This is a genomic window from Streptomyces tauricus (genome assembly GCF_014650955.1).
GTDB lineage: Bacteria > Actinomycetota > Actinomycetes > Streptomycetales > Streptomycetaceae > Streptomyces > Streptomyces tauricus.
Map to the genome: position 1 here is coordinate 400,234 of NZ_BMVY01000002.1, position 19,301 is coordinate 419,534.

Sequence of the window (19,301 nt, forward strand, 5' to 3'; positions counted from 1 at the left end):
TGCACGACCTCGTGCGTCACTCGCGCCTTCAGGGGGATCACACGCACACCAGGGGCAGATCGGATCGTCGACCGTTCGCCGCCGTCACGACGAGGCGACGGCCGCGGTCGGTCCGCCAGGCTATCGACGGAACCGGTGGCGCGTACGGCGTCCGGGGCGACCGGTACCGGCGGGGACACGTTTTGCGCGTCCCGCGCGCGGGAGGTGCCGGAACCGTCACCTCCCTGCCACAGGCGGCTGACAGGTATTGAACGGCCATTGGCACGTCCATGACCCTTGTTCCAGGCGGCGCCCCTCCGCGCTCGGGGGAGTGGACGGGCGCCGCCGTCCTGAAACCGCCCCGACCTCCACGGCACGCGGCGGAGCGCTACCGGCTACGTCCTGATCGTGAAGTGCAGCGTGTCGTCCAGGAACGGAAGCTCCAGCCAGGGATTCGGCTGCGCCATCATCGCGAGCAGCGCGATGGCCGCCCCCAGGACGCCGTACGTGACGAGGTCCGTGAACCGGGATCGGACGGCGAGCATGCCCACGTCGGGCAGCACCCAGCGCATGGCGGCACCCACGAGCAGCGCGACGCCGATCAGCAGGGTCCCCGCCTTGAACGCGTCGAGCGCGGTCAGCAGCAGTCCGAGCCCGACCAGGCCGGTGACCGCGAGGATCGGCCACTGCCGTGCGGGGGCGGGCGCGTCGCGGGGGGCCGCCCTGCCGCCGCCCTCGGGCCGCGCGGTGTCCCGGGTGAACAGCGGAAACCGCCGCGTGACCCGCCGGGGCTCCCCGTCGGGCCCGGGCGCACTGACGGCATCCCGAACGGTCAGCTCCTCATCACGCTCGGAACTCTCGGAACTCTCGGAACTCTCGGACGAGGCGGCCTCCGAACCGGAAGCGGAAGCTGAGCCCTGCTCTGAGTCCTGAGCCGGGCCGGACGCGGCCCCCGAGGCCGGAGCCGGGCCGGGCACCGGAGCCTTTCCGGACGCCGGAGCCGGAGCCGGAGCCGGAGCCGGGCCGGACGCCGAGTCCGGCGTCGTGGTCCGCTGTGCGGCGTCCTGTCGGTCCGGGGCCCCGTTCTCGGGCGCGGCCGGCGTCGGCGCGTCGCCCGCGCCCCGGTCCTCGCTCTCCGCCGAGGTCACAGCGCCCTCCTCCGCCGGTGCCGCCGGCTCGCGGTCAGCCGGCACTGCGTTCCGCCGCCTCGACCACGTTGACGAGGAGCTGGGCGCGGGTCATCGGACCCACTCCGCCCGGGTTCGGCGAGATCCACGCGGCGACCTCCGCCACCCCGGGGTGGACGTCGCCCACGATCTTGCCCTCGGCGTTGCGGGAGACGCCGACGTCGAGGACGGCCGCCCCCGGCTTCACGTCCTCGGGGCGGATCAGGTGCGCGGAGCCCGCCGCGGCCACGATGATGTCGGCCTGGCGCAGATGCGCGGCCAGATCACGCGTACCGGTGTGGCACTGCGTGACCGTCGCGTTCTCCGAGCGCCGCGTGAGCAGCAGCGGCATCGACCGGCCGATGGTCACACCGCGGCCGACGACCACGACCTCGGCGCCCTTGATCTCCACTCCGTACTGCCGGAGCAGGGTGAGGACACCGTTCGGGGTGCAGGGCAGCGGGGCCGGCTCGTTGAGGACGAGTCGGCCGAGGTTCATCGGGTGGAGCCCGTCCGCGTCCTTGTCCGGGTCCATCAGTTCGAGGATGCGGTTCTCGTCGATGCCCTTGGGGAGCGGCAGCTGGACGATGTACCCGGTGCAGGACGGGTCCTCGTTGAGTTCGCGGACGACCGCCTCGATCTCCTCCTGCGTGGCGGTCGCGGGCAGTTCGCGCTGGATGGAGGCGATACCGACCTGCGCGCAGTCGCGGTGCTTGCCCGCGACGTACTTCTGGCTGCCGGGGTCCTCCCCGACCAGGACGGTCCCGAGTCCGGGCGTGATGCCCTTCTCCTTCAGGGCCGCCACGCGGGCGGTCAGATCGGACTTGATCGCGGCTGCGGTGGCCTTGCCATCGAGAATCTGGGCGGTCATGTGCCCATCCTCGCGGATGACGGGGTCCAGGTTCCAATCCGGCCCCGGTTCGGCTGTCCGGGCAGTGTCCGGCGTGGTCAGCGATGTTGCACTTGCACAACTCCTGCCGGCTGCGACTGGACACCAAGGCCGGGCTTTTAGACCATAAGCCGCGCAGTGCCGCGGGCAGTGCAGGGGGGACAGACCGCAAACCGCTCGACCTTTCCTCCGTACGGCCGCGTCGTCCCCGCACCACCGACGGAGGAACCTTCATGAGCTTCGGCGACCCGAACAACCCGTACGGGCAGCAGCCCCCGCAAGGAGGGCAGCCCTACGGCTACCCCCAGCAGCCGCAGGGCCAGCCCGGATACGGCTACCCGCAGCAGGCGCCGCAGGGTGTGCCGCCGCAGGCGGGTTACGGCTACCCGCAGCAGCCCGGCCAGCAGTACCCCGGGTACCCCGACCCCCAGCAGCAGATGTACGGCGGCAGGCCGCCCTACGCCCACTGGGGCCTGCGCTTCCTCGCGACGCTGGTGGACGGCCTCGTCCTCCTGCTCGCCTACGTACCCGCGGTGATCGGGGCGGCCATGGGCAGCGACTCGGCGGCGGCGGGGATCCTCGGTCTGATCAGCATCGTCGCCATCTTCGGTGTGGCCATCTGGATGCTGGTCCAGGAGGGCAAGACCGGCCAGACCGTCGGCAAGAAGGCCCTCGGCATCCGCCTCCTGCGGGAGATAGACGGTCAACCGATGGGCGTCGGCATGGCGTTCGTCCGCCGCCTCGCGCACTTCCTCGACAGCATCGCCTGCTATCTCGGCTGGCTGTGGCCGCTGTGGGACGACAAGAAGCAGACGTTCGCCGACAAGGTGTGCAGCTCGGTCGTCGTCAAGGGCTGACCCCCGCACCGCACGCCCTCGCGAGAGGCGTCCTTACGCACCAGGGCCGTGTCCCCCCTCGCGGGTGGGACACGGCCCTGGTGCGTGCGGTCCGGCCGCCGTTACGCGGCGCGGGCCCGGTGGACTAGTGGAAGAAGTGCCGGGTCCCCGTGAAGTACATGGTGACGCCGGCCTTCTTGGCCGCCTCGACGACCAGTTCGTCACGGACCGAACCGCCGGGCTGGACCACGGCCTTGATCCCGGCCGCGGTCAGGATCTCCAGGCCGTCGGGGAAGGGGAAGAAGGCGTCCGAGGCGGCGAAGGCACCCCGCGCACGCTCGGCGCCCGCCCGCTCGACCGCGAGCTTGGCGGAGTCGACGCGGTTGACCTGGCCCATGCCGACGCCGACGGAGGCGCCGTCCTTGGCGAGCAGGATCGCGTTGGACTTGACGGCCCGGCAGGCGCGCCAGGCGAAGGCCAGTTCGTCCAGTTCGCCCTGGGAGAGGGCGTCGCCGGTGGCCAGCGTCCAGGAGGACGGGTCGTCGCCGTCGGCCTGGAGGCGGTCGGTGGCCTGGAGGAGCCGGCCGCCGTCGATCTGCTTGACCTCGACCTGCGCGGCCGGACCCTGGTGGGCGCGCAGCACGCGGATGTTCTTCTTCTTGGCGAGGGCCTCCAGCGCGCCGTCCTCGTACTCGGGCGCGACGATGACCTCGGTGAAGATCTCGGCGACCTGCTCCGCCATCTCCTTGGAGACGGGGCGGTTGACGGCGATGACGCCGCCGAACGCGGAGAGCGGGTCGCAGGCGTGCGCCTTGCGGTGCGCCTCGGCGACGTTCGCGCCGATCGCGATGCCGCACGGGTTGGCGTGCTTGATGATCGCGACGCACGGGTCGTCGTGGTCGTACGCGGCACGGCGCGCGGCATCCGTGTCCGTGTAGTTGTTGAAGGACATCTCCTTGCCGTGCAGCTGCTCGGCGTCGGCCAGGCCGCCCCCCGACGCGTCCACGTACAGGGCGGCACCCTGGTGCGGGTTCTCGCCGTAGCGCAGGGTGTTGCGCTTCTCGAAGGTCGAGCCGATGAACTCGGGGAAGCCCGAGTCGTCTGCGGGCGCGTACTCGCTCGCGAACCAGGAGGCCACGGCCACGTCGTACGCGGCGGTGTGCTGGAAGGCCTCCGACGCGAGCCGCTTGCGGGCGTGCAGGTCGAAGCCGCCGTCGCGGACGGCGGACAGCACGTCGGCGTACCGCTCGGGGCTGGTGACCACGGAGACGGACGGGTGGTTCTTGGCGGCGGCGCGGACCATCGAGGGGCCGCCGATGTCGATCTGCTCGACGCACTCGTCGGGGGTGGCGCCCGAGGCGACGGTCTCCCGGAACGGGTAGAGGTTCACGACGACCAGCTGGAACGGCTCGACGCCCAGCTCGCCGAGCTGCTCCCGGTGGGATTCGAGCCGCAGGTCGGCGAGGATGCCCGCGTGCACGCGCGGGTGCAGGGTCTTGACGCGGCCGTCCAGGCACTCGGGGAAGCCGGTGAGCTCCTCGACCTTGGTGACGGGGACCCCGGCGGCGGCGATCCGCGCGGCGGTGGAACCGGTGGAGACCAGCTCCACGCCCGCCGCGTGCAGGCCGCGGGCGAGCTCTTCGAGTCCGGTCTTGTCGTAGACGCTGACGAGCGCGCGCCGGATGACCCGCTTGCTGCTCTCGGCCGTGTCTGTGCTGCCGGCGCTGCCTGCGCTGCCTGTGCTCTCGGCGGTCACTGGATAACTACCTTTCGTCCCTCGATGCGATAGCCGTTGCGGGCGAGCCGCCCCACGACATCGACGAGCAGCCTTCGCTCGACTTCCTTGATGCGCTCATGGAGAGCGGATCCATCGTCTTCGTAGTCCTCGTTCCGGACCTCGACCACGCCCTGGGCGATGATCGGGCCGGTGTCGACGCCGTCGTCGACGAAGTGGACGGTGCACCCGGTGACCTTCGCGCCGTAGGCGAGGGCGTCACGGACGCCGTGCGCCCCCGGGAAGCTGGGCAGCAGGGCGGGGTGGGTGTTCACGCACCGGCCGCCGAAGCGGGCCAGGAACTCCTTGCCCACGATCTTCATGAACCCGGCCGAGACGACGAGATCCGGTGCGTACGACTCGGTGGCCTCGGCCAGGGCCGCGTCCCACTCGTCACGGGTGCCGTAGTCCTTCACCCGGCGGACGAAGGTCGGCAGCCCGGCGCGCTCGGCGCGCTCCAGCCCGGCGATGTTCTCGCGGTCCGCGCCGACCGCGACGATCTCGGCTCCGTAGCCCGCCACCCCCTGCGACGCGATCGCGTCGAGGAGAGCCTGAAGATTCGTACCTGATCCGGAGACCAGCACGACGAGGCGCTTGGCCTTGGCCACGGCGGGGCCCTTTCTCGGGAGTGTCTTTGTATGGTCGTACGAATGCTTCGCGCCCCCGGATACGGGGAAGTCTACGAAGCGGCCGACCGCCAGCAACGATACCGGCACACCGGGCGGCCCCCACGGGACGGGGGCGTGGCCGGAAGGTAGCGTCTGGGGAGGGACCACCCCGGGAAGACGGCCCGCGCAGGGGAACGCCTTGTGCGTACGGGACGTTGACCGGGGAGAGGTACAGGTACGAATGTCCGGGAAGCGAACCCGGACGCGTAGCCGACTCTGTGGACAGTGGACAGTTGCCCGCCGGTCACCAGCGCCGATCACCACCGCCCGACACCACCAAGGGGAAGACGCACACCTGATGCCGGACCGAAGTCTCCGACGCCCTCCGCTCCTGCTGCGCGAGCGGCGCTCCTCTCCCACTCCCCCGCGGGAGAGCGACGACGTGCCCGAGAGCGGGCAGGGCTCCGGCACGCCGGACGCCGGACAGCGGCCCGAGCCGCCCCGGGCGCCGGGGAACCCCTCGGACGACAACCCCTTCGCCCCACCGCCGGAAGGCACCCCCGACCGGCCGTGGCAGCCGCGGCGGCCCGCGGGCGGCCAGGGCCAGGACGGGCGGGGCGGCCAGGACGACGGCAACTCCCCCTGGGGCAGCCAGTGGAGCGACCGGCAGCCGGGCCCCGCACAGGGCGGCCGTTTCGGTGACAGGCCGGGCTCCGGCAACTCGGGCGGCCCCGGCGGCGGCCAGGGCGGTCCGGACGGATCCGGCGGCCCGGGCGCGGGAATGCGCTGGGACCCGACCGACCCGGCGCAGAGGCGCGCCCGGTACGCGCTGCTGTCCGGCATGTGGGCGTTCTTCTTCGCCCTGTTCAGCTGGCCGTACATGGCGTTGCTGCTCGGCGCGCTGGCCCTCTACTGGTCGATCAGCGCCCTGCGCGCCAAGCCGCGCTCGGCTGACCCGGACACCCCGGCGCCGGTCGGCCAGGGCTCCAGGCCCCAGACCACCGCGGCGATCAGCGGCCTCGTCACGGCGTCCCTGGCGCTCGCCATGGTCGCGCTGACGTTCACGGCACAGCTCGTGTACCGCGACTACTACACCTGTGTGAACGACTCCCTCACCCACACGGCGAAGAAGTCCTGCGACACGCTGCTGCCGGACGAGCTGCAGAGGCTGCTGGGCGCCCGCGACTGACCGCGACGGGGTGAGCGCGTGCGCGCCCTCGGTCGATCTCGCCTCGGCCCGTCCGGCCTCGCTCTGTCCGGCCCCACGCCCCGTCCGACCTCGCGCCGCCCCGGCCGACGGTTCGGTCGTCAGTCCGGGGGGTCCGGCAGGTCGACCGGGGTGGACGCCTGCTTCAGCGCCTCCCAGCGGGTCTCGCGTGAGAGGTCGTCGTGCCAGAGGGAGCCGTAGGAGTCGGAGGGCGGCAGGAAGTCGTACGGCTCGAAGTCGGGGTCGGGGGTCGTGCGGGTTGTACGGCCCGTGCGGCTCGTGCGGCTGCCGGTGGTTCCATCGGGCTTCCCCTCCACGTGCCGGCCGGGCCGGAACCGTGAGAACCAGCAGGTTCGCGTGGGCGGATCCGGCTCCTCCGCAGTGCGGGCCGGCCCGGGACCGGTCACCGGTTCGGCGGAGTCGGAGGGTTCCCTGAGCGAGGACGAGGGCGTGGGCGTCGGCTGGGGTGCAGGCATGGGCTTGGGCTCTGTCGGCGGCACGGGTGCGGGCGAATGGCTCTGCGGCTCGCGCACCGAAGGCTCTGGGGGCGCAGACCCGTTCCCGCCGTTCCCCGAAGGCTCCGCGGGCTCATGGACCAGGAACTCGTAGATCGAGTGCTCCCCGGTCGCCCGTTCCCCACTCGTCCGCTCCCCTGTCACCCGTTCCCCGGTAGCCCGCTCCGCCGTCGGCTGTTCCTGGGGCGCCTGCCCATCGGTGGACCGCTCGGGGCCTCGTACGCGCCGAGCCCAGAGTCCCCGTACCCGGGATCCCCGTACCCGAGATTCCGGTACTCGAGATTCCGGTACCCGAGATTCCGTTACTCGGGATCCCCGTACCCGAAGGCCCCCGATCCGGAAGCCCCGTACGCGGCGCGCCCAGCCCCGCAGGCCGCCCGAGTCCGCGGACCGTGCGCGCGGTGCCCGTGTCCGGGGTTCGCGCAGGCGCCAGGCGCGCAGGGCCAGGCCCGTCGGCAGGCCCACCACCGCGATCCAGGCCGCCGCGGCCGGCCCCGTCTGCCACCAGACAGGGCCGAAGTCGGCGAGCGCGGCCACCCCGAGGGGCCCGCCCGCCATGGCGGCGAGGACGCCGAGAGCCAGACCGCACAGGGCCGCCGCGAGCGCCAGGGCCCCGGCGGTACGCCCGGCCGACCAGGCCGCCTCCCGCCGGGCCGCCGCCGAGGCCACGCGCTCCCTCCCGTCAGGAGTCGGAATCGGTGCTGGTGCTGATGCCGATGCCGGTGCCGGTGCGGACATCGGGGCCGCACCCGCCCCGTCCGCCCGCGTGCGCCCCGGCACGCCCGCCCCGACCGTGAACCACGCCACCACCACGCCGGCCACCACCGGCACGGCTCCCGCCGCCCAGTTCGGCGCTGTCCCGGGCCCGGCGTCCGGAAGGGCCGCCAGCAGGGGGAAGGGGGGCAGCCGCGAGCCGGGGTCCGACAGCAACGGCCCCGCCGTGTGCCCGGCCCCGAGCACGAAACCGGGGCCCAGTGCGTACGCGGCTCCCCACACCGCCGCGTTCGGGATGAGGGCCAGCGCCAGCAGCAGCACCGCGAAACGGCCCGACCAGCTGTCCGTGAGCTGCAGGAACGACAGCCGTGCCGACCCGCCGTGCCACACCAGCGAGGTACCGACGAGTACGACCCCGCCGCCCACGAGCACCGCGGCCCCGGCGCCCGCGGCGCGTACCGCGGCCGAGAACCGCGTCCCGCCGAGGAACGACGTGGTGGACGCGAGGTGAAGGGTGTCGAGAGCGTGGCGCAGGGACCGCGGCAGCGGCCCGAGCGGTCGCCCGTACGCCGTCCAGACGCCCGCCCCCGCCGCGGCCACCGTGAGCAGGGGCGGCCACAGGACGACGGACGCCCACGACGGGCTCGGTTCGCCGCCCGAGGCGTACACCGCGGCGGCGGCGCCTACCGCCAGGTAGCCCGTGACGGTTCCGGCCCACGCCACGCGAACGGCGCACGACGGCGCCCCGGACCCGTCGCCGTCGGCCGGCTTGCCGTCCGCCGCGTCGCGCCCCGCGCGGTACAGCAGCCATACGGGCAGCGCGACCAGGAGCAACGGAGTCACACCAATGGGTGCGGGTACCCCGGACAGCGTGTCCGTACGGACGAGTTCGGCGCCGTGCGCCAGCAGCCACAGCGCGGCGGCGAGGTGCAGGGCCCCGTCGGGACCGCTGTCGGGGTAGGGCGAACTGATCCACAGGACCGTCACGAGGACGGCGAGCGCCGCCAGCCCGAGGCCCGCCGCGAGCGCGCCGCCGGCCAGGCCCGCGGCCAGTCCGGGCGACCGTTCGCGCAGCAGGGCGAGCGGCGGCGACGACGGCCTGCGGTCCGGGCCGCGGTCCGGACTGCTATCAGGGCTGCGATCGGTCATCTGGGTCACGCCGCCATGCTCCCAACGACACGCGCTTTCCCGTCGTAACAGGCGAACCTCGGATGTGTCGCTCAATATACGTTTTATGTACTTTTACGTACGAAAGGGCGACCGGTGACGCGGACCGCTGCCCCCACCGACGCCGCTACCGACACCGATACCGGCGGCACCGCCACGGACGGCGCCTCCACCGATGGCGCCGCCGCCACCGACCTGACGCCCGCTCAGGCCTTCGACGCCCTCTACGCGTACGCCGCCCCCGCCCTCGTACGGCAGGCGTATCTGCTCACCGGGCGGCGTGAGCTGGCGCGGGAGTCCGTGGAGCGGGCCTTCCAACTGGCGTGGCAGCGTTGGCCCGAGGTGGCGGTCGACCGGGATCCGGCGGGCTGGGTGCGGGCGGCGGCGTACGAGTACGCGATGTCCCCCTGGCATCGGCTGCGGCTGCGCCACCGGGTCCCGGAGCCGCCGCCCGCCGCCCTGGACGACCGCCGGCTGTTGTCCGTACTGCTGAACCTGCCGCCCGTGTACCGGCGGACCCTCCTCCTCTACGACGGTGTCGGCATCGGGCTCCCGGAGACCGCTGCCGAGACGGAGGCGAGCACTCCGGCGGCGGCGAACCGGCTGCTGTACGCACGCGCGGCCGTCGCCCGGCGTCTCCCGGAACTGGCGGAGAAGGAGGAGCTGCGGCGGCGGCTCGCGGAGCTCGGCGGCACGGAACGGCTGCGGACCGCTCCGAAGCCGGTCGTCGTGCGCTCGGGCAGCGAGCGCCGCGCCCGCCGCTGGACGCGCGCGGCCATCGCCTTCACGGTCCTGATCATCGGGTCCACCGCGTTCACGCTGCATACGGCCCCCGATCATTACGAGGCTCCGCAGGCCCCGGCCACGAAGGTGCCCGGAGTTCCGCCGCGGTCCGGCCCCGCCCCGCTGTCGGCGGGGGACCTGGAGCTGCGCGCCAAACTGCGCGGCATGTTCGGCGAGGGCCCGGAGAGGCTCCTGCCGCAATCACGCTGAGAGCGACCGCCCGTCCGGCAGCGGGGTCGAGAGCGACCGTCCGGCAACGCTGCCGAGAGCGGCCGTCCCCGGCACCGCGGACGGGCCCGCGCCCCTGGTGGGGGTGCGGGCCCGTCGGCGTAATGTCGAGCGGTGAATCCGGCTGGTCAGCCGGCGAGGATGGCGCGGGCCAGCTTCGCCGTCTCGGTCGGCGTCTTGCCGACCTTGACGCCGGCGGCCTCAAGGGCCTCCTTCTTCGCGGCGGCCGTGCCGGAGGAACCGGAGACGATGGCACCGGCGTGGCCCATGGTCTTGCCCTCGGGTGCGGTGAAGCCCGCGACGTAGCCGACGACCGGCTTCGTCACGTTCTTCGCGATGTAGTCCGCCGCACGCTCCTCGGCGTCGCCGCCGATCTCACCGATCATGACGATCAGGTCGGTGTCGGGGTCGGCCTCGAACGCGGCGAGCGCGTCGATGTGGGTCGTCCCGATGACCGGGTCGCCACCGATGCCGACGGCCGACGAGAAGCCGATGTCACGCAGCTCGTACATCATCTGGTACGTCAGCGTGCCGGACTTCGAGACCAGGCCGATACGGCCCGGCTTCGTGATGTCGCCCGGGATGATGCCGGCGTTGGACTGGCCCGGGGTGATGAGACCGGGGCAGTTCGGGCCGATGATGCGGGTCTTGTTGCCCTTCGACTTCGCGTACGCCCAGAAGGCGGCGGAGTCGTGGACGGCGATGCCCTCGGTGATGACGACCGCGAGGGGGATCTCGGCGTCGATGGCCTCGACGACGGCGGCCTTGGAGAAGGCCGGCGGCACGAAGAGGACGGACACGTTGGCGCCCGTCTTCTCGATGGCCTCGGCGACCGTGCCGAAGACGGGGATGTCGGTGCCGTCGAAGTCGACCGACGTGCCGGCCTTGCGCGGGTTCACACCGCCGACGATGTTCGTGCCGTCAGCGAGCATGAGCTTGGTGTGCTTCATGCCCGTGGCGCCGGTCATGCCCTGGACGATGACCTTGCTGTCCTTGTTGAGGAAGATAGCCATGGCTGTTCTGTCCCTCGTCCCTTACTTCGCGGCCGCGAGCTCGGCGGCCTTGTCGGCCGCGCCGTCCATGGTGTCCACGCGCTGCACCAGCGGGTGGTTGGCGTCGGAGAGGATCTTGCGACCCAGCTCGGCGTTGTTGCCGTCGAGACGCACGACCAGCGGCTTGGTGACTTCCTCGCCCTTGTCGGCGAGCAGCTGCAGCGCCTGGACGATGCCGTTGGCGACCTCGTCACAGGCGGTGATGCCACCGAAGACGTTGACGAAGACGGACTTGACGTCCGGGTCGCCGAGGATGATCTCCAGGCCGTTCGCCATGACCGCGGCGGAGGCGCCGCCGCCGATGTCGAGGAAGTTGGCCGGCTTCACGCCACCGTGGTTCTCACCGGCGTACGCGACGACGTCGAGGGTGCTCATGACGAGACCCGCGCCGTTGCCGATGATGCCGACCTCGCCGTCGAGCTTGACGTAGTTGAGGTTCTTCGCCTTGGCGGCGGCCTCGAGCGGGTTGGCGGAGTCCTTGTCCTCGAGAGCCGCGTGGTCCGCCTGGCGGAACTCCGCGTTCTCGTCCAGGGAGACCTTCCCGTCCAGCGCCAGAACGGCACCGGAGGCGACCTTGGCGAGGGGGTTGACCTCAAGAAGGAGGGCGTCCTCGGCGACGAAGGTGTTCCACAGGGTCACGAGGATCTCGGCGACCTGCTCGGCCACCTCGGCCGGGAACTTCGCCAGGGCCACGATCTCGCGGGCCTTCTCGATCGAAACGCCCTCGACGGCGTCGACCGGGACCTTCGCGAGGGCCTCGGGGGTCTTCTCCGCGACCTCCTCGATGTCCATGCCGCCCTGTACGGACGCCATGGCGAGGAAGGTGCGGTTCGTGCGGTCGAGGAGGTACGAGACGTAGTACTCCTCAAGAATCTCCGGGGCCGTCTCGGCGATCATCACCTTGTGGACCGTGTGGCCCTTGATGTCCATGCCGAGAATGTCCGTCGCGCGAGCGACGGCCTCGTCCGGGGTGCCGGCCAGCTTCACGCCGCCGGCCTTGCCGCGGCCACCGACCTTGACCTGCGCCTTGACGACGGACTTGCCGCCAAGTCGCTCGGTCGCCGCGCGCGCCCCTTCAGGCGTGTCGATGACTTCACCGGCCAGCACCGGTACACCGTGCTTGGCGAAGAGGTCCCTCGCCTGGTACTCGAACAGGTCCACGCGCGTCCGTCCCTATCAGGTAATTCGCGGTTCGTTGTCTGCGTGGGCGTGCCGCGAGGGCAACGTGACTGCGCGGTCACAAGGAGGGCGTGAGCACGGAGGCCTACACGCGGCATGTCCGTCTCGCAGGTTATCCCCGCCGGTGGTGGGGTCGTAAATCGCAGATCACACCTGGGCGGTGATTACGGTCACAGATTGCCAGAGTAAAGGGCCTCACCAGGCTGGGGTTTGCCTGGTGAGGCCCGTCGAACAGCCCCTGAAACGGACCTGAGGGGCGTGGGGCGGCGGTCCTCACCCCAATGAGGACCGCCGCCCCGGACCGCGGGGCCGTGCCCGGCCGGACCGAACGGATTTCGGCCGTACGGGCCTGCGCCCTGCGGAGTCGGAGGGGTCCGAAGCGAGTCCGAAGCGAGCCCGAAGCGGTTCCGGTGCGCATCGAGTGCGCATCGAGCGCGCTGCGGGTGAGTTCGAGTGCACTTCGGACGGGGTGTCGTACGGCCTGCCGGCCGGTCGGCCACCGGGCTCGGCCGTACGACGGGGGTCATCAGACGCCGTACGCGGAACCGCCTCGGCCGGTCGGCAGACAGCTCGGCGTGACGGACTCGGCCACGTCCTGGACGCCACCGACCGCGTTCGCGGCCAGCGGGACGGCAGCGGCGGACTCGACGGTTCCGGTCAGGTCACGGACGACGGAACCGGTCCGTCCGACCGTCCCGGCCGCGACCGGGGCGACCTCCCCGGCCTCGTCGGCCACGCCGTACGCGAACGGCCGGATGTCACCCGTCACCCCGTACGCAAGCGTCGTGGCACTGCCGCCCACTCCGTCCACGACGGGCTGGACGGACCGGATGTGCCGGCCGTACTGCCCGACGGTCTCCTCGACGGGCCGCACCGCGACGGGGACCACGCCGCCCACCGTCGTGCCGACGAGGTGACGCGGGCGGTTATGACGAGGGAACGGCGAATGTTCTTGCGCATGCGTACGTCAGATCCTTCGGATACCGAGAAATTCGGAACGGCTGCGGCACGTCCGCACGGCGTCTGGGCGACGTCTGCGGGGCGTCTGCCGAGGGCTGCTGAAGAGGGGCCGGATCTCCGGAAGGTCGCCACGCCGGGACGGGCGCGCTCTCCGGGCCGACGGACAGACCTGTTCGGCGGAGGGGGAAGGCCGGCTCTAGCCGGGGAACGCCGGAATGTCCCGGTGCCGGTCCCGGAGTCCGCCCGCGGTGACGTCCGCGGCGGCGCCGGGCACCAGCGTGGGCCGGGCCCTCTCGTCCAACGTGACGGCCTGCGCGTCACCGTGCCTCGGCGACCCGTTGTCGACGGCGGAATGACGCGTCAACGCACCCGCGGGGGCACCGTCGGGCACCTGGTGCACGGGCGCCTGAACCGCCCCCGTCACCTGGGTATTCCGGGCGCTCCGGGCGTGCCCCTGGTCGCGCACGTCGTCACCGACCGCCACGGCACCACCGGCGAACCGCGGCCCGTACAGCGCCGCGCCGTCCGCCCCGCTCTCGCCGCCCGACTGCTTCTCGGCTGCCTGCCGCTGGTCCGAAGCGTCGCCGGACTGCTGCGGCTCCGCCACCGAACCGACCGGCAGGGTCTGCCCGGGAACCGCGGGCAGTGGCAGCCCTGGCGACTCCGGCAGCTCCGGCAACTCGGGAACACCGGGCAGCGTCGGCAGTTGAGGCACCGACGGCCACCACTGCGGCGGCCCCGGCTGCTCGACGACGCCCTCGCCTATCCCGTCGGCTATTCCGTCGGTGATCTGATCCACCAGATCACCGATGGGTTGCACCACGTGCCCGGCGGCCGACGGTACGACGTGCCCGGTGACCGGGCGTACGACGTCCTCGGTGACCGGCCGTACGACGCGCTGGACTTCGTCGGTCACGGGCCGCGAGTCCGAGTCCGGCGACTGCCTGGCCGAACTCGTCACCGAACGGACGAGTTCCCCCGGCCCCTTGGCCGGCGCGACACCGTCCGCCGCATGCGCCTGCTGCCCGCAGAGGAGCCCCAGCACGAACAACCCGCCCACCCACAACACCACTTGCAGCACACGCCGCCCCGCCGCTCCACGCGTCTCACGCGGAGCGGTACCAGGCAGTACGGCTGACAGAGCCAAGGCGGGCAGAGCCTCCCGTACGGAGGGACAAGACGGAGCGGGGTGGGGCGCGGCCACAAGGCTGCACGCCCCAAAGACCCGCCGATCCTTGCACGGGACTCCCGAGGTAGCGCAAGCCCCCTGTTACCGATGGATACTCATGTCCGCTTTTTCCGTCGCCCTCCCCACCCCCACCCGCTCTCCCCCTCTCTGCCGTGCCTACCGCGCCGGACTGCCGGTGTCCGGTATCGGCAGCGGGCGCTTCTCGATCGCCGCCGCCATCACCTCCGGAAAGAGGTCGGGCGTGCAGGCGAACGCTGGTGCGCCAAGCCCCGCCAGCGCCGCCGCGTGCTCACGGTCGTACGCCGGGGCCCCCTCGTCGGACAGCGCGAGCAACGTCACGAACTGCACTCCCGACGCCTTCATCGCGGCGACCCGCTTCAGCATCTCGTTCCGGATGCCCCCTTCGTAGAGGTCGCTGATCAGCACGACCACGGTGTCGGCGGGGCGGGTTATCTGCGACTGGCAGTACGCCAGCGCCCTGTTGATGTCCGTGCCGCCGCCGAGTTGCGTGCCGAAGAGGACGTCGACCGGGTCGTCGAGCTGGTCGGTGAGGTCGACGACCGCCGTGTCGAAGACGACGAGCCGCGTGTCGATGGACCGCATCGAGGCGAGGACCGCGCCGAACACCGACGCGTACACGACCGACGCCGCCATCGAGCCCGACTGGTCGATGCAGAGGACGACCTCCTTCTTCACCGACTGCGAGGCCCGCCCGTAGCCGATGAGCCGCTCGGGCACGATCGTGCGGTACTCGGGCAGATAGTGCTTGAGGTTGGCCGCGATGGTGCGGTTCCAGTCGATGTCCTGATGGCGCGGCCGACTGATACGCGCACTGCGGTCGAGCGCCCCCGTGAGAGTCGCCCGGGTGCGGGTCGCGAGCCGCTTCTCCAGGTCCTCGACCACCTTGCGGACGACCGCCCGTGCCGTCTCCTTGGTCGTCTCGGGCATCGCCTTGTTCAGCGACAGCAGGGTGCCGACCAGGTGGACGTCCGCCTCCACGGCCTCCAGCATCTCCGGCTCCAGGAGCAGCGTGGACAGGCCGAGGCGGTCGATGGCGTCCCGCTGCATGACCTGGACGACGGAGGACGGGAAGTACGTCCGGATGTCGCCCAGCCATCGGGCGACGGCCGGCGCGGACGCCCCGAGCCCCGCCGAACGCTCCTGCCCCGCCCGCGCCCTGCCGCCCTTCCCGTTCCCGTACAGCGCGCCGAGCGTCCCGTCCATCGCGGCGTCCTGTCCGGTGAGCGCGCAGCCCGTACCGTCCGCGTCCTCCCCGCCCAGCACGAGCCGCCAACGCCGAAGCCGCTCGTCGGTGCCACCGGCGGGGTCGGTCACCTCGGCCCCCTCGGTCCGGTCGGTCGCCTCGGTCCGGGCGTCCCGGTCGGCCGCTCCCGCGCTCACCGCTCCCGTCGTGCTCATCGGCCCGCCCCCACAAGGTCGTTGTTCCCTCGGTCACCGACATCACCGACATCGCCGTCGGTCTCGTCCAGCCCCAGCAGCAGGCGCAGCACCGGCAGTACGGCGCCGGCGCGGTCCTCGTCCAGGTCGGGGCCGAAGCCGGGGGTCCCGGAGACGGTGTCCGCGACGCTGCCGCGCGGTCCCGGCCCGCGCCGGACCAGTTCGCCGAGGGTGCGGCGCACTCCGGGCTCGTACTCCGAGAAGGTGCGCCGCAGCAGCGGGAGCACGTCGGTGAACGCGTCCCCCGGCACACCGGTCAGCCAGGAGTCGACCAGGCCGAGCAGCCGTTCGTCGTGCACGAGCAGCATGCCGCCCCCCGATCCCCCGCCGACGAACCCCTCGATCCATGCCGCCGCGTCGCCGGGTGCGGTCCCCGGTGACAGGACGAGCCCCATGAGCCGGGCCGCCTCCTCCTGCCCCAGCTCCCCGTCGTCCAGCAGCAACCGGACGGCCCGCCCCCGCACGACGCCCGGAACCGTGTCCCGCGCGGACAGCGTGCCCAGCACGGAGTGCCACCGGCCGCGTATGCCGGAGCGGGAGTCGTCCGCGTCTCCCGCAGCCCCCTCGGCTCCCTCGGCGAGGAGTCCCACCGCGCCGTGTACGGCGTCGACATGGCCTCGCATCTCCTCGGCGGCCTCCGCGTCGAGGGCGGCGCACGCCGGGGGCAGCCCGACGAAGACCCGCTCCGCGAGGCCCGCCGCGACCTCGGCCAGGGCCTGGGTGCCCGTGCCGCGTACGTCGCCGTAGCGCAGGGAGCGGACGAGGGCGGGCAGCGCCTGGGCGAGGTGGCCGACGTCGGCGTCCAGGGCGGCCCGGTCGGCGAGGACCCGCATCACCACCGGGAGGGCGTCCGGGAGTTCGGCGAGGAGGCAACGCTCGGCGAGGCCCGTGACCTCGGCCAGTGAGCGTGCGCCGACCGCGTCCGTCTCGGCCTTGGCGGTCGCGGCGGCGATCACCGTCGTACCCCACACCCCCGCCTCGGCGACGCGCACCGCGAGTTCCGGCTCCCAGTGCAGCCGCCAGGTCTCCCGGAACGTACCCGTGCTGCCGCGTGACGCGACCGGCTCTCCCCACCCGACGCCGAGGAGGCGCAGCCGGTGCAGCAGTCTGCTGCGTCCACCGTCGGTCTCCTTGCGCAGGTCGAGCTCCAGTTCTCTCTCCTGCGCCTCCGGCTTGAGCCGCAGCCGTCGCTGGAGCCGGGCGAGGTCACGCTGGAGCGGAACGGCGGGCGCCGAAGCGGGCACCTCGCCCAGCACGTCACCGACGACGAGCCGGTCGTGCACGAGCGCGAGCGGTACGTCCGAGCCTTCGCACATCACCGCCCGTACGGCGTCGGTGGTCTCGGTGAGGCCCGGCAGGGGGCGGCCCCGCATGGCCGCGAGCGTGTCGGCGAGCCGCACCGCCTCGATGACGTGCGCGGAGGACACGGGCCGGCCCTCGTCCCGCAGCAGCCGGGCCACCTTCGTCATCCAGCGCTCGATGGGGCGGTCGGCGGCGGCGAACAGATGCCCGTACCAGCCGGGCGAGTCGATGCCCGCTCCGTAACCACTCACGCGCGAGAGCCGCCGGTGGGTCCAGGGCACCCAGGTCATGTCGGCCTTCACCTTGGGCAGCCCCTTGAGCAGGGCCCGGTCGGCGGCGACGGTGGTCCGCTGCCGCAGCGCGGGCACGTGCCACGCACCGCAGACCACGGCGACGTCGTCCTCGAACTCCCGCTGCGCCGCCCGCACCTGGAGCCGCATGTACGCCTCGCGCACGAGATCCCGGTCGTGTCCCCCCGTCCCGTAGACCTCCCGCAGCGCCTCCATGGCCTCGCCGAGCACCTCGAACGGTGCGAACGCGTCCTCTGCCCGCGCCCCCCGGTGCTCGATCACGTCCTCCCACCACCGCTCGGGGTCGTCGTATCCGGCGGTCTCGGCGAGCACGGCGAGCGGGTCGATCCGCACGGCCCGGGCGGGTTCGGAAAGAGCCCCGTCAGGCTCCCCCGGCTCTCCCTCGCCCTCCGCCACGTCTTCCTTCTCTTCCTCGTCCTTGTCCTCCCGGGCGAGCGTGTGCGTGGCCGGGAGGTCGATGAAGCGGGCCGGTACCCCGTGCTCCAGGGCCCAGCGGATGGCCACCCACTCCGGTGAGAACTCGGCGAGCGGCCAGAACGCCGACCGCCCCGGCTCGTCCACGACATGCGCGAGGAGCGCGACGGGCGGCCGCATGTCCTCGTCGGCGGCGAGCGCGATCAACGCGTCGGCCTCCGGCGGCCCTTCGAGGAGCACCACGCGCGGGCAGGCCGCGTCGAGTGCCGCCCGTACGGCCCGCGCCGAGCCGGGCCCGTGGTGGCGCACCCCGAGCAGCAGAGGCCCGGGCGGCCGGCGGACCCCCGCCTCGCTCCCTGCCGCACGCTCGCTCACGCGCTCACCTCCCGGCACGCCCGGTAGAAGTCCTTCCAGCCGTCGCGCTCGCGGACGACCGCCTCCAGGTACTCCTGCCAGATGACGCGGTCGGCCGCCGGGTCGCGGACGACGGCGCCGAGGATGCCCGCCGCCACGTCCCCGGCGCGCAGGACGCCGTCCCCGAAGTGCGCGGCGAGGGCGAGGCCGCTGGTGACGACGGAGATCGCCTCGGCGGTGGACAGCGTGCCGCTGGGCGACTTGAGCTTCGTACGGCCGTCGGCCGTGACGCCGTCGCGCAGCTCGCGGAAGACGGTGACGACGCGGCGGATCTCGTCGATGCCGTCGGGCACGGACGGCAGGTCCAGGGAGCGGCCGATCTGGTCGACGCGGCGCGAGACGATGTCGACCTCGGCGTCGGCGCTCTCCGGCAGGGGCAGGACCACCGTGTTGAAGCGGCGGCGCAGGGCGCTCGACAGGTCGTTCACCCCGCGGTCGCGGTCGTTGGCCGTCGCGATGAGGTTGAAGCCCCGGACGGCCTGTACCTCCGAGTTCAACTCGGGGATGGGCAGGTTCTTCTCCGACAGGATCGTGATGAGCGTGTCCTGTACGTCGGCGGGGATGCGGGTCAGCTCCTCGACCCGGGCCGTCATCCCCTCGGCCATGGCCCGCATGACCGGGCTGGGCACCAGCGCGTCCCGGCTCGGTCCGTGCGCGAGCAGCTGCGCGTAGTTCCAGCCGTAGCGGATCGCCTCCTCGGGCGTGCCGGCCGTGCCCTGCACGAGGAGGGTGGAGTCGCCGCTGACCGCCGCCGCCAGATGCTCGGACACCCACGTCTTCGCCGTGCCGGGTACGCCGAGCAGGAGCAGCGCCCGGTCGGTGGCGAGCGTGGTCACGGCCACCTCGACGATGCGGCGCGGTCCCACGTACTTCGGCGTGATCACCGTGCCGTCCGGCAGCGTGCCGCCCAGCAGGTACGTCGCGACGGCCCACGGTGACATCCGCCAGCGGGCGGGCCGCGGGCGGTCGTCCTGCGCGGCCAGCGCGGCGAGTTCGGAGGCGAACGCGTCCTCGGCGTGCGGCCGCAACTCCTCAGCCTTGTCCGGCACGGACACGGACTGGTGGTGGTTCGGGTCGACGGACACGGACATGGAGCGGTCCCCCTTGCGGCTCGGCCGGTTCGGATCTGGTACCACCGTGCACCACGCCACTGACA

At 72.6% G+C, this 19,301-nt stretch carries 15 protein-coding genes; 3 read left to right on the top strand and 12 right to left on the bottom strand.

Annotated features, from left to right (window positions below; all coding sequences use genetic code 11):
* Nucleotides 1–374: 374 nt before the first annotated feature.
* Both IE278_RS06415 and IE278_RS06420 read right to left on the bottom strand, forming a co-directional pair.
* Complete coding sequence (locus tag IE278_RS06415) at nt 375–956, bottom strand: DUF3017 domain-containing protein (protein WP_189769877.1); 582 nt, start codon at nt 954–956, stop codon at nt 375–377.
* Between the two features lie 205 nt (nt 957–1,161).
* Nucleotides 1,162–2,016, bottom strand: a complete 855-nt coding sequence (locus tag IE278_RS06420) for a bifunctional methylenetetrahydrofolate dehydrogenase/methenyltetrahydrofolate cyclohydrolase (protein WP_189769614.1) — start codon at nt 2,014–2,016, stop codon at nt 1,162–1,164.
* Nucleotides 2,017–2,267: 251 nt separating this feature from the next.
* Between IE278_RS06420 and IE278_RS06425 the strand changes: the two genes are divergently transcribed.
* A complete protein-coding gene (locus tag IE278_RS06425) occupies nt 2,268–2,891 on the top strand; it encodes an RDD family protein (RefSeq protein WP_189769616.1) in 624 nt (207 codons plus the stop codon).
* 124 nt (nt 2,892–3,015) lie between these two features.
* On the opposite strand, the gene purH is transcribed toward IE278_RS06425, so the two are convergent.
* Complete coding sequence (gene purH / locus IE278_RS06430; protein WP_189769617.1) at nt 3,016–4,626, bottom strand: bifunctional phosphoribosylaminoimidazolecarboxamide formyltransferase/IMP cyclohydrolase; 1,611 nt, start codon at nt 4,624–4,626, stop codon at nt 3,016–3,018.
* On the bottom strand, nt 4,623–5,252 hold the full coding sequence (purN, locus tag IE278_RS06435; protein ID WP_246570019.1) for a phosphoribosylglycinamide formyltransferase: 630 nt from the start codon (nt 5,250–5,252) through the stop codon (nt 4,623–4,625). Before purN ends, purH begins: the two co-directional genes overlap by 4 nt.
* A 358-nt stretch (nt 5,253–5,610) precedes the next feature.
* On the opposite strand from purN, the gene IE278_RS06440 reads away from it, so the two are divergent.
* Nucleotides 5,611–6,441 (top strand): hypothetical protein, encoded by an 831-nt coding sequence (locus IE278_RS06440; RefSeq protein WP_189769619.1) that lies wholly within the window; start codon nt 5,611–5,613, stop codon nt 6,439–6,441.
* Nucleotides 6,442–6,560: 119 nt separating this feature from the next.
* On the opposite strand, the gene IE278_RS43160 is transcribed toward IE278_RS06440, so the two are convergent.
* Nucleotides 6,561–8,837, bottom strand: coding sequence for a cell division protein PerM (locus IE278_RS43160; RefSeq protein WP_373311928.1), 2,277 nt, complete (start codon nt 8,835–8,837; stop codon nt 6,561–6,563).
* A gap of 114 nt (nt 8,838–8,951) precedes the next feature.
* Here IE278_RS43160 and IE278_RS06450 point away from each other — a divergent pair, with 114 nt between their 5' ends.
* A complete protein-coding gene (locus IE278_RS06450) occupies nt 8,952–9,848 on the top strand; it encodes a SigE family RNA polymerase sigma factor (protein WP_246570023.1) in 897 nt (298 codons plus the stop codon).
* A 146-nt stretch (nt 9,849–9,994) separates the two neighbouring features.
* Here IE278_RS06450 and sucD read toward each other — a convergent pair whose 3' ends face one another.
* The 7 genes from sucD to IE278_RS06485 form a co-directional block, all read right to left on the bottom strand.
* Complete coding sequence (gene sucD / locus IE278_RS06455; protein WP_107015729.1) at nt 9,995–10,879, bottom strand: succinate--CoA ligase subunit alpha; 885 nt, start codon at nt 10,877–10,879, stop codon at nt 9,995–9,997.
* A 21-nt stretch (nt 10,880–10,900) separates the two neighbouring features.
* Nucleotides 10,901–12,079, bottom strand: coding sequence for an ADP-forming succinate--CoA ligase subunit beta (sucC, locus tag IE278_RS06460; RefSeq protein WP_189769621.1), 1,179 nt, complete (start codon nt 12,077–12,079; stop codon nt 10,901–10,903).
* 544 nt (nt 12,080–12,623) lie between these two features.
* A complete protein-coding gene (locus tag IE278_RS06465) occupies nt 12,624–12,986 on the bottom strand; it encodes a hypothetical protein (protein WP_189769623.1) in 363 nt (120 codons plus the stop codon).
* Nucleotides 12,987–13,253: 267 nt separating this feature from the next.
* Nucleotides 13,254–14,138 carry a hypothetical protein gene (locus tag IE278_RS06470; protein WP_189769625.1) on the bottom strand — a complete coding sequence of 295 codons (885 nt, stop codon included), beginning with the start codon at nt 14,136–14,138 and terminating at the stop codon, nt 13,254–13,256.
* A gap of 264 nt (nt 14,139–14,402) precedes the next feature.
* A complete protein-coding gene (locus IE278_RS06475) occupies nt 14,403–15,665 on the bottom strand; it encodes a VWA domain-containing protein (RefSeq protein ID WP_246570025.1) in 1,263 nt (420 codons plus the stop codon).
* The gene (locus IE278_RS06480; RefSeq protein WP_189769627.1) at nt 15,662–18,106 is read right to left on the bottom strand and encodes a DUF5682 family protein; all 2,445 of its coding nucleotides are present in this window, start codon (nt 18,104–18,106) and stop codon (nt 15,662–15,664) included. Before IE278_RS06480 ends, IE278_RS06475 begins: the two co-directional genes overlap by 4 nt.
* A complete protein-coding gene (locus IE278_RS06485; protein ID WP_189769628.1) occupies nt 18,103–19,236 on the bottom strand; it encodes an ATP-binding protein in 1,134 nt (377 codons plus the stop codon). Before IE278_RS06485 ends, IE278_RS06480 begins: the two co-directional genes overlap by 4 nt.
* Nucleotides 19,237–19,301 lie beyond the last annotated feature (65 nt).

Bases quoted from the DNA above. Each gene is read 5' to 3' on its own strand.
- IE278_RS06420 (WP_189769614.1), bottom strand. From the start codon at position 2,016: ATGACCGCCCAGATTCTCGATGGCAAGGCCACCGCAGCCGCGATCAAG.
- IE278_RS06425 (WP_189769616.1), top strand. From the start codon at position 2,268: ATGAGCTTCGGCGACCCGAACAACCCGTACGGGCAGCAGCCCCCGCAA.
- IE278_RS06440 (WP_189769619.1), top strand. From the start codon at position 5,611: ATGCCGGACCGAAGTCTCCGACGCCCTCCGCTCCTGCTGCGCGAGCGG.
- IE278_RS43160 (WP_373311928.1), bottom strand. From the start codon at position 8,837: ATGACCGATCGCAGCCCTGATAGCAGTCCGGACCGCGGCCCGGACCGC.
- sucD (WP_107015729.1), bottom strand. From the start codon at position 10,879: ATGGCTATCTTCCTCAACAAGGACAGCAAGGTCATCGTCCAGGGCATG.
- IE278_RS06475 (WP_246570025.1), bottom strand. From the start codon at position 15,665: ATGAGCACGACGGGAGCGGTGAGCGCGGGAGCGGCCGACCGGGACGCC.
- IE278_RS06485 (WP_189769628.1), bottom strand. From the start codon at position 19,236: ATGTCCGTGTCCGTCGACCCGAACCACCACCAGTCCGTGTCCGTGCCG.